This window comes from Streptomyces sp. NPDC046909, assembly GCF_040644695.1.
Lineage (GTDB): Bacteria > Actinomycetota > Actinomycetes > Streptomycetales > Streptomycetaceae > Streptomyces.
Map to the genome: position 1 here is coordinate 21,630 of NZ_JBEYXC010000009.1, position 13,387 is coordinate 35,016.

At 70.0% G+C, this 13,387-nt stretch carries 11 protein-coding genes; all 11 read left to right on the top strand.

Translation table 11 applies throughout. From position 1 onward, the window contains the following. The first annotated feature begins 2 nt into the window (after positions 1-2). The 11 genes from ABZ928_RS28320 to ABZ928_RS28370 all read left to right on the top strand — a co-directional run bounded on the left by ABZ928_RS28320 (position 3) and on the right by ABZ928_RS28370 (position 13,303). A complete protein-coding gene (locus tag ABZ928_RS28320; protein ID WP_361524731.1) occupies positions 3-1,301 on the top strand; it encodes an MFS transporter in 1,299 nt (432 codons plus the stop codon). Positions 1,302-1,355: 54 nt separating this feature from the next. Then, a complete protein-coding gene (locus ABZ928_RS28325) occupies positions 1,356-2,837 on the top strand; it encodes an L-fucose/L-arabinose isomerase family protein (RefSeq protein ID WP_361524734.1) in 1,482 nt (493 codons plus the stop codon). A 224-nt stretch (positions 2,838-3,061) separates the two neighbouring features. Further along, positions 3,062-4,861, top strand: coding sequence for a methylmalonyl-CoA mutase family protein (locus tag ABZ928_RS28330; RefSeq protein ID WP_361524737.1), 1,800 nt, complete (start codon positions 3,062-3,064; stop codon positions 4,859-4,861). Next, on the top strand, positions 4,858-7,044 hold the full coding sequence (gene scpA, locus ABZ928_RS28335) for a methylmalonyl-CoA mutase (protein ID WP_361524740.1): 2,187 nt from the start codon (positions 4,858-4,860) through the stop codon (positions 7,042-7,044). The genes ABZ928_RS28330 and scpA overlap by 4 nt, the downstream gene beginning before the upstream one ends. Then, entirely contained in the window at positions 7,041-8,024 is a 984-nt protein-coding gene (gene meaB, locus ABZ928_RS28340) for a methylmalonyl Co-A mutase-associated GTPase MeaB (protein WP_361524742.1), read from the top strand. Before scpA ends, meaB begins: the two co-directional genes overlap by 4 nt. 200 nt (positions 8,025-8,224) lie before the next feature. Next, complete coding sequence (locus tag ABZ928_RS28345; RefSeq protein WP_361524745.1) at positions 8,225-9,205, top strand: glycoside hydrolase family 11 protein; 981 nt, start codon at positions 8,225-8,227, stop codon at positions 9,203-9,205. 57 nt (positions 9,206-9,262) lie between these two features. Continuing rightward, the gene (locus tag ABZ928_RS28350) at positions 9,263-10,171 is read left to right on the top strand and encodes a polysaccharide deacetylase family protein (protein WP_361525824.1); all 909 of its coding nucleotides are present in this window, start codon (positions 9,263-9,265) and stop codon (positions 10,169-10,171) included. Between the two features lie 105 nt (positions 10,172-10,276). After that, entirely contained in the window at positions 10,277-10,513 is a 237-nt protein-coding gene (locus ABZ928_RS28355) for a hypothetical protein (protein WP_361524748.1), read from the top strand. 137 nt (positions 10,514-10,650) lie between these two features. After that, positions 10,651-11,583, top strand: a complete 933-nt coding sequence (locus ABZ928_RS28360; RefSeq protein WP_361524751.1) for a zinc ABC transporter substrate-binding protein — start codon at positions 10,651-10,653, stop codon at positions 11,581-11,583. Then, on the top strand, positions 11,580-12,431 hold the full coding sequence (locus ABZ928_RS28365; RefSeq protein WP_361524754.1) for an ATP-binding cassette domain-containing protein: 852 nt from the start codon (positions 11,580-11,582) through the stop codon (positions 12,429-12,431). The genes ABZ928_RS28360 and ABZ928_RS28365 overlap by 4 nt, the downstream gene beginning before the upstream one ends. Then, entirely contained in the window at positions 12,428-13,303 is an 876-nt protein-coding gene (locus ABZ928_RS28370; RefSeq protein WP_361524757.1) for a metal ABC transporter permease, read from the top strand. The genes ABZ928_RS28365 and ABZ928_RS28370 overlap by 4 nt, the downstream gene beginning before the upstream one ends. The last annotated feature ends 84 nt before the right edge of the window (positions 13,304-13,387 follow it).

Consider the following 13,387-nt stretch of genomic DNA (forward strand, 5'->3'; position numbering starts at 1 on the left):
TCATGGCCCGATTCGCGTCTTCCCCGGACGTCACCGAACAGCCCATTCCGAAGCACGTGTGGAAGGTCGCGGCCCTGTCGGGCATGGCCTCCTACCTCGACGCCGCTCTCATCGTGAGCATCGCCGTCAACCTGGCGATCTACCGCGACAGTTACGACATGGGCGTGTGGATGGCGGGTGCGATCAGCGCGATCGTCACCGGCTGCATCGCCGTCGGCTCGCTCGTCGGCGGGCGGCTCGCCGACATGTTCGGGCGCCGTCGCGTCTACAACTGGGACATCTTCTGCTACACGATCGGCGCGATCGTCATCACGCTCGCGCCGAACGACATCGTGCTGTTCATCGGCGTACTGGTGGCGGGGCTCGCGGCCGGTGCCGACCTGCCGACGTCCCTGGCCGTGGTCTCGGACGCCGCGCCCGCCCACGGCCGGGCGCGGGTGGTCTCCTTCACCCAGGTCATGTGGACGGCGGGCATCGTCGTCGTCATCTTCATGAGCTACCTCCTGTCGGACACGGGCATGACCGGCGCCAGGATCATCACCGGCCACCTGTGCGTCGCCTCGTTCCTCACCTGGCAGCTCCGCTCCCGACTGAAGCTGGCCGAGGGCCCGTCGGACGCCGAACTCGCCGAAGAGGCGGCCGCGTTGGAGGCGCCGCGCGGGATCGACCTCAAGACCCTGCTGAACCGTGCCGCGCTGCTGCCGATGGCCGCGACCTTCGCCTACTACGTCACCTGGGGTATCGGCGCCAACACCTTCGGCCAGTTCGGCACTTATCTGCTGGTCACCGTCAGCGGCGCCTCGCAGAGCCTGGCCACCGGGATCAACCTGGCCTTCCTCCCGGTCGCGCTGGTGCTGACCTTCGTGTTCGTGCGGATCGCCGACACTCCCCTGCGGGACCGGCTGTTCTATGTGTTCACGGTGATCCAGATCGCCGCCTTCTGCATCGCCTCCCTCACCGCCGGCGCCCTGACCGGGATGCTGATCTTCTTCGTGCTCTACCAGATCTCCTATCCCTTCGCGGGCGAGGCCAACTACAAGGTGTGGTCGCAGCTCACGCTGCCCCCGGACACCCGTGGCACCACCCAGGGCCTCACCTACGCCCTGGCGCGCGGGGTCTTCGCGGGCGTCGCCTTCGTCACCCCCGCCCTGATGGAGCACAGCGCCTCGCTCCTGCTGTGGTCGATCACCCTGTGCATGGCGTTGTCGGCGGTGGCGGGTGTGTACGTCATCCGGGTCCTCGTCCGGCGGGCACCGGATCCCGCGGCCGCCCCGGCGGATCTGGGCGTGGCCCGGGCCTGAACCCGAACCGGATCCCGGACCTCGGACCTCGGACCTCGGAAGGAACCACCGATCATGGCAACGACCGGTACCGACACCGACCCCCCGACCGTGACCGCGGACCGCGCCGCCGCCCTGCGCGATCTGCTGCCCCCGGTGACCCGCCGCCGCACCCGCGTCGGCCTGGTCTCCGGCGGGCTCGGCGCCTACTGGCCCCAATTCCCGGGACTCCTGCCGAAGTTGAAGGAGTCGGCCGCGTATGTCGCCGAGCGTTTCCAGGCGATGGACGCGGAGGTGACGGACGTCGGGTTCATCTCCGACGCGCAGGAGGGGGCGGCCGCCGCCGAGCAACTGCGGCGGGCGGACTGCGACTTGATCGTGCTGTTCCTGACGACGTATCTGACCTCGTCGATGGTGCTGCCGATCGCCCGCCGTTCGCACACCCCGGTGCTGGTGGTCGACCTCCAGCCGTCCGAGCGGATGGACCACGCCGACTTCGACACCGGTGACTGGCTGGCGTACTGCTCCCAGTGCTCGGTGCCGGAGGTCGGCAATGTCTTCCGGCGGGCCGGGATCCCCTTCCGGTCCGTGTCGGGCTGGCTGCGGCAGGAGTCGGCGTGGCGGCGCGTCGAGCAGTGGATCCGCGCCGCCCATGTCCGCGCCGCGCTCCGGCACGCGCGGCACGGGCTGATGGGGCATCTGTATCCAGGGATGCTCGACGTGTCGACCGATCTGACGCTGCTCCCGGCGACGTTCGGCTCCCATGTCGAGGTGCTGGAGTTCGACGATCTGCGGCACCGGGTGGAGAAGGTGACCGAGGCGGAGACGCGTGAGCGGATGGCGCTCGCCCGCAAGGTGTTCACCCTCGACGACAGCGTCGTGGACGAGGACTTCGAGTGGGGTGCGACCGTCTCCGTCGCCCTGGACCGGCTCGTGGCCGACTTCGGTCTCGACAGCCTCGCCTACTACCACCGCGGCCTCGACGGCGAACTGCACGAACGGCTCGGCGCCGGCATGATCCTCGGCGCCTCGCTGCTCACCGCCCGGGGCACACCCGCGGCGGGCGAGTACGAACTGCGCACGTCCGTCGCCCAGTTGGCGTCCCAGAGCATCGGCGCCGGAGGCTCCTTCACCGAGATCCAGGCCCTCAACTTCGAGGACGGGGTGGTGGAGATGGGCCACGACGGGCCCGCCCATCTCGCCGTCAGCGCCCGTGATCCGCTGCTGCGCGGGCTGGGCGTCTACCACGGCAAGCGCGGGTGGGGGGTGAGCGTGGAGTTCGACGTCCAGCACGGCCCGGTCACCCTCCTCGGCCTCGGGCAGGACGCCGACGGCGGCCTGTCCTTCGTCACCTCCGAGGGCACCGTCGTCCCCGGCCCGCTCCTGGAGATCGGCAACACCACCAGCCGGGTCGACTTCGGCCGCGATCCCGGTGAGTGGGTCGACGCGTGGAGCGCCACGGGGGTGGGACATCACTGGTCCCTCGCGGTGGGCCATCACTCCGCGGACTTCCGGGCGGCGGCGAGCCTGCTGGGGATCGACCACCGGGAGGTGTGAGACCGGAAGCATGGGACGGAAGGCAGGCGGCAGCCGGCAGATGATTGACACCCCGCGCCGGCCCGGGTGACGATCCGCCCCGGAACCCTGCGGAGCGGACGCCCGGGATCCCGTCGGAGCGGACGCCCCGCGGCTCGACGAGGTCTGGGTCACAGCGCCGGGGAGGGCAAGGTCACAGCCCTCCTTCTGCTCCCGCTCAAGGTGGCTGCCCTAGCATCCCGAGCATGACGGTCCTGCCTGACGACGGGCTTGAGCTGGCCGGTGAGTTCTCTGACGTGTCCCACGAGCAGTGGCAGCGCCTGGTGGCGGGTGTGCTGCGCAAGTCGGGCAAGGACGTCGAGGGCCCCGAGGCCGAGGAAGCCCTGTCCACCGCGCTCGAGGACGGGTTGCGCACCCGGCCTCTGTACACCGCGCACGATGCCGCGCCCACATCGGGTTTTCCCGGTTTCGCCCCCTTCGTCCGCGCGGGTCGCGCCGAGGGGAACACGATCGGCGGCTGGGACGTACGGCAGCGCCACACCACGCCCGACGGCCCCGCGGTCCTCGCCGACCTGGAGAACGGCGTCACCTCGCTGTGGCTGACCGTCGGCGAGGCCGGCATCCCGGTGTCCTCCCTCTCCGCTGTCCTCGACGGCGTCTACCTCGACCTGGCACCGGTCGTCCTCGACGCGGGCCCCGACACCGAGGCCGCCGCACGGGAGCTGCTGCGGCTGTACGGGGAGCGCGGCGTCGCCGAGGACGCGGTACGCGGCAACCTGGGCGCCGACCCGCTCGGGTACGAGGCGCGGACCGGACAGGCGTACGACGTCACACCGGTTCTCGGGCTGACCCAGAACTACCCCGGGCTGCGGGCGCTCACCGTGGACGCGCTGCCCTATCACGAGGCCGGTGGCTCGGCCGGGCAGGAGCTCGGTGCCTCGCTGGCGACCGGTGTCGCCTATCTGCGGGCGCTGACCGAGGCCGGGCTGAGCGTCGAGCAGGCCTGCGCACAGCTGGAGTTCCGGTACGCGGCGACCGCCGACCAGTTCCTGACCATCGCCAAGCTGCGGGCCGCGCGCCGGCTGTGGGCGCGGGTGGCCGAGGTCTGCGGCGCCCCGCAGGCGGGTGCTCAGCTACAGCACGCCGTGACCTCGCCGGTGATGATGACGCGTCGCGATCCGTGGGTGAACATGCTGCGCGCGACGATCGCGACGCTGGCCGCGGGTGCGGGCGGGGCGGACTCCGTGACCGTGCTGCCCTTCGACGACGCGCTGGGGCTGCCGGACGCGTTCGCGCGCCGGATCGCCCGCAACACCTCGACGATCCTCATCGAGGAGTCGCATCTGGCCCGGGTCATCGACCCGGCGGGCGGCTCCTGGTACGTGGAGCGGCTGACCGACGAACTCGCCCACGCGGGCTGGGAGTCCTTCCGGACGATCGAGCGGGACGGCGGGCAGGCGGCCGTACTGCGCTCGGGTCGGCTGCGCACCGACCTGGCGACGACCTGGGCGGAGCGCTCCAAGAAGCTCGCCAAGCGCCGTGAACCCATCACCGGCGTCAGCGAGTTCCCGTATCTGGCCGAGAAGCCGGTGGTCCGCGAGCCCGCGCCCGCCGCACCGACGGGCGGGCTGCCGCAGGTGCGTCGCGACGAGGCCTTCGAGGAACTGCGCGCCCGCTCCGACGCCCACCTGGCCGCCACCGGCAGCCGGCCCCGCGTCTACCTGGCCGCGCTCGGCCCGGCCGCCGCGCACACCGCCCGGCTCACCTTCGCCGCGAACCTCTTCCAGGCGGGCGGCATCGAACCGGTCACCGAGGGCACCTTCGAGGACAGCGGGGCCACCGAGGCCTGCCTGTGCTCCAGCGACGCCCTCTACGAGGAGCGGGCGGCGACCGTGGCCGCCGAGCTGAAGGCCGCCGGTGCCTCGCAGGTGTTCCTCGCCGGGCGCCCCGGTGAGTACGCCGGTGTCGACGCGTTCGTCTTCGCGGGCTGCGACGCCGTGGCCGTTCTCTCCGCCACCCTCGACCGCATGGGAGTGTCCTCATGACCACCCCCTCCATCCCCGACTTCTCCGGGATCGACCTGGGGACCCCCGCGGCCGGCAGCGGCGGCGCCGACGAGTGGCAGTCGGCCCTCAAGAAGGCGGCGGGCGGCGACGATCTGCTCTGGGAGACCCCGGAGGGCATCGCGGTCAAGCCGCTGTACACCGGGCAGGACCTGGAGGGCCTGGACTTCCTGGAGACGTACCCGGGCGCGGCCCCGTATCTGCGCGGCCCGTACCCGACGATGTACGTCAACCAGCCCTGGACGATCCGCCAGTACGCGGGCTTCTCCACCGCCGAGGAGTCCAACGCCTTCTACCGCCGCAACCTCGCGGCCGGCCAGAAGGGCCTGTCGGTCGCCTTCGACCTGCCCACGCACCGGGGTTACGACAGCGACCACCCGCGTGTGACGGGCGACGTCGGCATGGCGGGCGTGGCGATCGACTCGATCTATGACATGCGTCAGCTCTTCGACGGCATCCCGCTGGACAAGATGACCGTGTCGATGACGATGAACGGCGCCGTGCTGCCGGTGCTCGCGCTGTACATCGTGGCGGCGGAGGAACAGGGCGTACCGCCCGAGAAGCTGGCCGGGACCATCCAGAACGACATCCTCAAGGAGTTCATGGTCCGCAACACCTACATCTATCCGCCGAAGCCGTCGATGCGGATCATCTCCGACATCTTCGCGTACACCTCGCAGCGGATGCCCCGCTACAACTCCATCTCGATCTCCGGCTACCACATCCAAGAGGCGGGCGCCACGGCCGACTTGGAGCTGGCGTACACCCTCGCCGACGGCGTGGAGTACATCCGGGCGGGCCGTGAAGCGGGCCTGGACGTCGACGCGTTCGCGCCCCGGCTGTCCTTCTTCTGGGCGATCGGCATGAACTTCTTCATGGAGATCGCCAAGCTGCGCGCGGCGCGTCTGCTGTGGGCGAAGCTGGTCAGGCAGTTCGACCCGCAGAACGCCAAGTCGCTGTCCCTGCGGACCCATTCGCAGACCTCGGGCTGGTCGCTGACCGCCCAGGACGTCTTCAACAACGTCACGCGCACCTGCGTCGAGGCGATGGCGGCCACGCAGGGCCACACTCAGTCGCTGCACACCAACGCGCTCGACGAGGCGCTCGCGCTGCCCACCGACTTCTCGGCGCGCATCGCCCGCAACACCCAGCTCCTCATCCAGCAGGAGTCCGGCACGACCCGGGTCATCGACCCGTGGGGCGGCAGCGCGTACGTCGAGAAGCTGACGTACGACCTGGCGCGCCGTGCCTGGCAGCACATCCAGGAGGTCGAGCAGGCGGGCGGCATGGCCAAGGCCATCGACGCGGGCATCCCCAAGCTCCGTATCGAGGAGGCCGCGGCCCGTACGCAGGCCCGTATCGACTCCGGACGTCAGCCGGTGATCGGCGTCAACAAGTACCGCGTGGACAGTGACGAGCAGATCGACGTGCTCAAGGTCGACAACTCCTCGGTGCGCGCCCAGCAGATCGAGAAGCTGCGGCGGCTGCGCGCGGAGCGCGACGAGCGGGCCTGCCAGGACGCGCTGGACGCGCTCACCCGGGCGGCCGGCGGCGAGGGCAACCTGCTGGAGCTGGCGGTGAACGCGGCGCGCGCGAAGGCGACGGTCGGGGAGATCTCCGACGCCCTGGAGAAGGTGTACGGGCGGCACGCGAGCCAGATCCGTACGATCTCCGGCGTGTACCGCAACGAGGCAGGGGAGTCGCCGTCCGTGGACCGTACCCGCACCCTGGTGGACTCCTTCGAGGAGGCCGAGGGGCGTCGGCCGCGCATCCTGGTCGCCAAGATGGGCCAGGACGGCCACGACCGCGGCCAGAAGGTGATCGCGACCGCCTTCGCCGACCTCGGCTTCGACGTCGACGTCGGCCCCCTGTTCCAGACGCCGGGTGAGGTGGCCCGGCAGGCGGTGGAGGCCGACGTGCACATCGTGGGCGTCTCGTCGCTGGCGGCCGGCCACCTCACCCTCGTACCGGCACTGCGCGAGGAACTCGCGGCGGAGGGCCGGGAGGACATCATGATCGTGGTCGGCGGGGTGATCCCGCCGCAGGACGTGCCCACGCTCCTGGAGATGGGTGCCGCGGCCGTGTTCCCGCCCGGGACGGTGATCCCGGACGCGGCGTACGACCTGGTGAAGCGGTTGTCGGACGACCTCGGGCACGACCTGTGATCGATGTCGACGCCTATGTGAAGGGTGTGCTCGACGGGAAACGGGCGATCGTCGCCCGTGCCATCACGCTCGTCGAGTCCACCCGTCCCCAGCACCGGGTGCTGGCGCAGGAGTTGCTGACCGCGCTGCTCCCGCACAGCGGGCGGGCGCGGCGGATCGGCGTCAGCGGGGTGCCGGGGGTCGGCAAGTCGACGTTCATCGACGCGTTCGGCACGATGCTGACCTCGCTGGGGTACCGGGTGGCGGTGCTCGCCGTCGACCCGTCCTCGACCCGCACGGGCGGTTCGATTCTCGGGGACAAGACCCGCATGGAGCGGCTGGCCGTCGATCCGGCGGCCTTCGTGCGCCCCTCCCCCAGCGCGGGCACGCTCGGCGGGGTCGCCAAGGCGACGCGCGAGTCGATGGTCGTGATGGAGGCGGCCGGCTACGACGTGATCCTGGTGGAGACCGTCGGCGTCGGCCAGTCCGAGACGGCCGTGGCGAACATGGTCGACTCCTTCCTGCTGCTCTCCCTCGCCCGTACCGGCGACCAGCTCCAGGGCATCAAGAAGGGCGTCCTGGAGCTGGCCGACGTCATCGCCGTCAACAAGGCGGACGGCCCGCACGCGCGCGACGCCCAAGCGGCGGCAAGGGAGTTGTCGGGCGCGCTGCGTCTGATGCACGGCAAGGACGCGGCCTGGACACCGCCGGTGCTGAGCTGTAGCGCCCGGGAGTCGACGGGCCTGGAGACCGTCTGGGAGCGCCTGGAACAGCACCGCGCCCTGCTGGACTCCTCCGGCCGGCTCACCGCCAAGCGCCGTGACCAGCAGGTCGACTGGACCTGGAGCATGGTCCGCGACGAACTCCTGGGCCGTCTGCACGCCGATCCGGCGGTACGGGCCCTCGCGCCCACGCTCGAACAGCAGGTCAGGGAGGGCGCGTTGACGGCCACGCTGGCCGCCGAGCGGATCCTGGGCGCGTTCGGCGAGCACCGCGCCTGATGTGAGGTACTCCGAAACATTCGAAATCCGGTGACCAGCGAGATTCCAGCTGGTCACCCCTTCGCCGTATCCGAATGTTTCGAAAGAGTTGCCGAAACCATTGACACTTGGCAGGGCCATACCAAAACTGTTCCGCGTTGACGGGAGCTCCCCCCTCCGGCCCCCACCGCCCTCATCGAGGTCGAGGAGGAACAACGCACATGAACGTCGCACCCGCACGCACACCGTTCCAGCGCTTCAGGCTCCTCATCAGCAGCGCCTGCGCCCTGCTGCTGGCGGCCGTGGCCGCGCTGGTCCTGCCCGGCACCGCCAGTGCCGACACGGTGATCACCACCAACCAGACCGGGACCAACAACGGCTACTACTACTCGTTCTGGACCGACTCCCAGGGGACGGTCTCCATGAACCTGGGTTCGGCCGGCAACTACAGCACCAGATGGAGCAACACCGGCAACTTCGTGGCCGGCAAGGGCTGGGCCAACGGCTCACGCCGGACCGTGACCTACTCGGGCTCGTTCAACCCGTCCGGCAACGCCTATCTCGCGCTGTACGGATGGACGTCGAACCCGCTCGTCGAGTACTACATCGTCGACAACTGGGGCACCTACCGGCCCACCGGCACCTTCATGGGCACGGTCACCAGTGACGGCGGCACGTACGACATCTACAAGACGACGCGCTACAACGCCCCGTCCGTCGAGGGCACCAAGACCTTCAACCAGTACTGGAGCGTCCGCCAGTCGAAGCGCACGGGCGGCACCATCACCACCGGCAACCATTTCGACGCCTGGGCCCGCGCCGGAATGCCCCTCGGCAGCTTCAACTACTACATGATCATGGCCACCGAGGGCTACCAGAGCAGTGGCAACTCCAACATCACGGTGGGCGGGACCAGTTCGGGCGGCGGGGGCAGCAGCGGCTGCACCGCCACCCTCTCGGCGGGCCAGTCGTGGAGCGACCGCTACAACCTCAACGTAGCGGTGTCGGGTTCCAGCAACTGGACCGTGACGATGAACGTCCCGTCCCCCGCGAAGGTCCTCTCCACGTGGAATATCGCGGCCAGCTACCCCAGTTCACAAGTCCTGACCGCCAAACCCAACGGCAGCGGCAACAACTGGGGCGTCACCATCCAGCACAACGGCAACTACACCTGGCCCACGGTCTCCTGCTCAGCGGCCTGACGGGAGGAGACCGTGATCCGAATCCGTCCCCTGCTAGCGAAACTGGTGGTCGCCGCCATGGCCGTGGCCGGCACGCTCACACTCGGCACCACGCCCGCGCAGTCAGCCGCTTGCAACGGCTACGTCGGGCTCACCTTCGACGACGGACCGTCCAGCAACACCTCGGCCCTGCTCAACTCGCTGACCCAGAACGGTCTGCGGGCCACCATGTTCAACGAGGGCCAGTACGCCGCCGCCAACCCGTCCCTCGTACGGGCACAGGTCAACGCCGGTATGTGGGTGGCCAACCACAGCTACACGCACCCGCATCTGACGACCCTGAGCCAGGCGCAGATCGACTCGGAGATCTCCCGCACCCAGCAGGCGATCGCGAGCGCGGGCGGCGGCACCCCGAAGCTGTTCCGGCCGCCGTACGGCGAGACCAACGCGACGGTGAAGGCGGTCGCGGCCAAGTACGGTCTCACCGAGATCATCTGGGACATCGACTCGCAGGACTGGAACGGCGCGAGCACCGACGCGATCGTGGCGGCCGCGGGACGGCTCACCAGCGGCCAGGTCATCCTGATGCACGACTGGTCCGCCAACACGCTCGCGGCGATCCCCCGGATCGCCCAGGGCCTGGCCGCACGCGGCCTGTGCGCCGGCATGATCTCGCCGGCCACCGGCCGCGCCGTGGCCCCCGACACCGGCTCCGGCAGCACCGGCTGCACCGCCACCCTCTCGGCGGGCCAGTCGTGGAGCGACCGCTACAACCTCAACGTAGCGGTGTCGGGTTCCAGCAACTGGACCGTGACGATGAACGTCCCGTCCCCCGCGAAGGTCCTCTCCACGTGGAACATCGCGGCCAGCTACCCCAGTTCACAAGTCCTGACCGCCAAGCCGAACGGCAGCGGCAACAACTGGGGCGTCACCATCCAGCACAACGGCAACTACACCTGGCCCACGGTCACTTGTAGTTCAAGTTAACGCTCAGAGATCAGTGGCGCGGCGACGGCGGTCGCCGCGCCACGCGCCGTTCTGAGTACGCCTACTCATGCCGAGCGGCGGCGGCCGCGGCACTGATCTTCGCGTATGCGGCGGGCGCACCGCCGACCGTGCTCCTGGTTCGCCGCGTTCTTCCTGCTCAGCACCTTCTTCCGCCCGGCAGGGGCCTGGTTCGGGCAGCTCCGGCGGCGCCTCGGGACTCTCCTCAAGGACGTCGCGTACCCGAGGGACGACGTCGTCGAGCTGAAGCCCCGGCTGGACCGCGCCGAGGAGACCGATCGGAGCATCGCCGCGCTCCCCCGACGCGGCCCGGCCCTGACCTGACCCAACCTCGATCCGATCTGACCTGCGTCAAGTATTGGCAATGGTTTTCATATGGAACGGATTCGGCCATCGTCCTGACTTTCATTTTCATCTAGCGTGGCGGGCGTCCCCTTGTTCCACCCCTCCGTGGAGGATCCATGCCCACGTTCCCGTCCCGGCGCCTGGCCGCCCTGATCACCGGCGCCTCGCTGGTCGCCCTGGCAGGCTGCTCGTCGGACTCCGGCAGTGACGGGAGCGCCTCGCAGAGCCCGGCCGCCGCGTCCGTGATACCGGTCGTGACCTCGACCAATGTCTATGGCGACATCGTGGGGCGGATCGGCGGCGCGAAGGTCGACATCACCTCGATCATCAGCGACCCGGACCAGGACCCGCACTCCTACGAGGCCGACACCCAGAACCAGCTCGCCCTGTCCAAGGCGAAGGTCGTCGTCGAGAACGGCGGGGGCTACGACGACTTCGTCGACCGCATGCTGAAGAGCGGCGACTCCTCCCCCGACGTGATCAACGCGGTCAAGGTCTCCGGCAAGACCGCCCCGAAGGGCGGCGAGCTCAACGAGCACGTCTGGTACGACTTCCCGACCGTCGCCAAGATCGCCGACAGCGTCGCCGCCGCCCTCGGCAAGGCCGACCCCGCCGACGCCGCCGTCTTCACCAAGAACGCCGAGACCTTCAAGACGAAGCTCCAGCCGCTGGAGGCGAAGGAGGCGCAGATCAAGAAGGCCCACGGCGGCGAGGCGGTCGCCATCACCGAGCCCGTGCCGCTGTACATGATCGAGGCGAGCGGTCTGAAGAACGCGACGCCCGCCGAGTTCAGCGAGGCCATCGAGGAGGGCAGCGACGTCTCCCCCAAGGTCCTGCGGGACGCGCTGGCGCTGTTCTCCGGCAAGAAGGTCAAGGCGCTGGTCTACAACCAGCAGACCTCCGGCCCGCAGACCGAGAAGGCCGAGGCCGCGGCGAAGGCGGCCCGCGTCCCCGTCGTGCCCGTGACCGAGACCCTGCCCCAGGGCAAGGACTACCTCGGCTGGATGACCTCCAACGTCGACGCGCTCGCGAGCGCGCTGGACCAGTGAGGCTCCCGGCCCGCATCCCGGCGCAGAGCGGCGCCGAGGCGGTCGTCAGCCTGCGCGGCGCCGCCCTGTCGTACGGCGAACGTGTCGTGTGGCGCGACCTCGAACTCGACGTGCAGCCAGGTGAGTTCGTGGCCGTGCTCGGCCCGAACGGCGTCGGCAAGACCAGCTTCGTCCGCGCCCTGCTGGGCCGCCAACCCCTCTCCGCCGGGTCCCTGACCGTCCTGGGCCGCCCGCCCCGCGAGGCCGCCCGGCAGATCGGATACGTGCCCCAGCAGGCGGAGTTGTCCGCCCACACCATGCTGCGCGCCCGCGACCTCGTACGGTTCGGCATCGACGGACACCGCTTCGGACCACGGCTGCGCACGGGCGGCGTCCGGCGCCGGGTGGACGAGATCCTCGAAGCGGTCGGGGCATCGGCGTACGCCGACGTCCCGCTCGGCAGGCTGTCCGGCGGCGAGCGCCAACGCGTGCGCATCGGGCAGGCGTTGGCGACCGACCCACGGCTCCTGCTGTGCGACGAACCGCTGCTCTCCCTCGACCTGCACCACCAGCGCGCCGTCACCGAACTGGTCGACGCCCGCCGCCGCTCGCACGGCACGGCCGTGGTCTTCGTGACCCACGAGATCAACCCGGTGCTCGGCATGGCGGACCGCGTGCTCTACCTGGCCCGGGCCGGTCACCGCGTCGGCCCGCCGGAGGAGGTCCTGACCTCCGCGTCGCTGTCACGGCTGTACGGCACCCGGGTCGACGTCGTCCGGGTCCAGGGGCGGGTCGTGGTCGTCGGAGCCCCCGACGAGTCAACGGCCCCTCCCCATCACGCCCTTGAGGCGGAGGAGGTGCGCTCATGACGTTCGCCGACGGGGTCTGGCACCAGATCTTCAGCTTCCAGGACTACGGCGAACTCCTCGCCCTCGTCCGCAACTCGCTCGTCGCCGGAGCCGCCCTCGGTCTGGTCGGCGGCCTGGCCGGGGTCTTCGTGATGATGCGCGACCTGCCCTTCGCGGTGCACGGCATCAGCGAGTTGTCCTTCGCGGGGGCCTCGGCGGCACTGCTGCTGGGGACCGACATCGTGGCGGGTTCGATCCTCGGTTCGCTGCTCGCGGCCGGCACGATCGGGATCCTGGGAGCCCGCGCCCGGGACCGAAACTCGGTGATCGGCATCATCATGCCGTTCGGACTCGGCCTCGGCGTGCTCTTCCTCGCCCTCTACAAAGGCCGGGCGGCCAACAAGTTCGGCCTGCTGACCGGGCAGATCGTCGCCGTCGACACACCCCAGATGGCGTGGCTGCTGGGCACTTCGGCGGTGGTGGTGAGCGCGCTGGCCGTCATGTGGCGGCCGCTGTCCTTCGCCAGCGCCGACCCCGACGTCGCCGAGGCGCGCGGCGTACCGGTGCGCACGCTGTCGTTCGCGTTCATGCTGGTGCTCGGGCTCTCGGTGGCCCTGTCGGTGCAAGTCGTGGGCGCGCTGCTGGTGTTGAGCCTCGTGGTCACCCCGGCCGCGGCCGCCGCCCGCGTCACGGCGTCACCGGTGCTGCTGCCCGCGCTCAGCGTGCTCTTCGCGGTGCTGGCCATCGAGGGTGGCATCCTGCTCGCCCTGGGCGGCAGCATTCCGATCAGCCCGTACGTCACGACGGTGTCGTTCACGATCTATGTCGTGTGCCGCCTGGTGGAGAGGCAAAAAACAAAGGCAAGGAGGAAACTCACTCCTTGCCACTCTTAACTTATAGCGCACCGGGGGGCTTGCGGCAAGGCCCCCCTCGTCCCGCAGAATCACCGGCCTAAGCCAAAAGTCTGCGGAAACGGG

Coding starts and splice junctions, on each gene's coding strand:
- ABZ928_RS28350 (WP_361525824.1), top strand. CDS start 9,263: ATGGCCGTGGCCGGCACGCTCACACTCGGCACCACGCCCGCGCAGTCA.
- ABZ928_RS28360 (WP_361524751.1), top strand. CDS start 10,651: ATGCCCACGTTCCCGTCCCGGCGCCTGGCCGCCCTGATCACCGGCGCC.
- ABZ928_RS28320 (WP_361524731.1), top strand. CDS start 3: ATGGCCCGATTCGCGTCTTCCCCGGACGTCACCGAACAGCCCATTCCG.
- ABZ928_RS28325 (WP_361524734.1), top strand. CDS start 1,356: ATGGCAACGACCGGTACCGACACCGACCCCCCGACCGTGACCGCGGAC.
- scpA (WP_361524740.1), top strand. CDS start 4,858: ATGACCACCCCCTCCATCCCCGACTTCTCCGGGATCGACCTGGGGACC.
- ABZ928_RS28345 (WP_361524745.1), top strand. CDS start 8,225: ATGAACGTCGCACCCGCACGCACACCGTTCCAGCGCTTCAGGCTCCTC.
- ABZ928_RS28355 (WP_361524748.1), top strand. CDS start 10,277: ATGCGGCGGGCGCACCGCCGACCGTGCTCCTGGTTCGCCGCGTTCTTC.
- ABZ928_RS28330 (WP_361524737.1), top strand. CDS start 3,062: ATGACGGTCCTGCCTGACGACGGGCTTGAGCTGGCCGGTGAGTTCTCT.
- ABZ928_RS28370 (WP_361524757.1), top strand. CDS start 12,428: ATGACGTTCGCCGACGGGGTCTGGCACCAGATCTTCAGCTTCCAGGAC.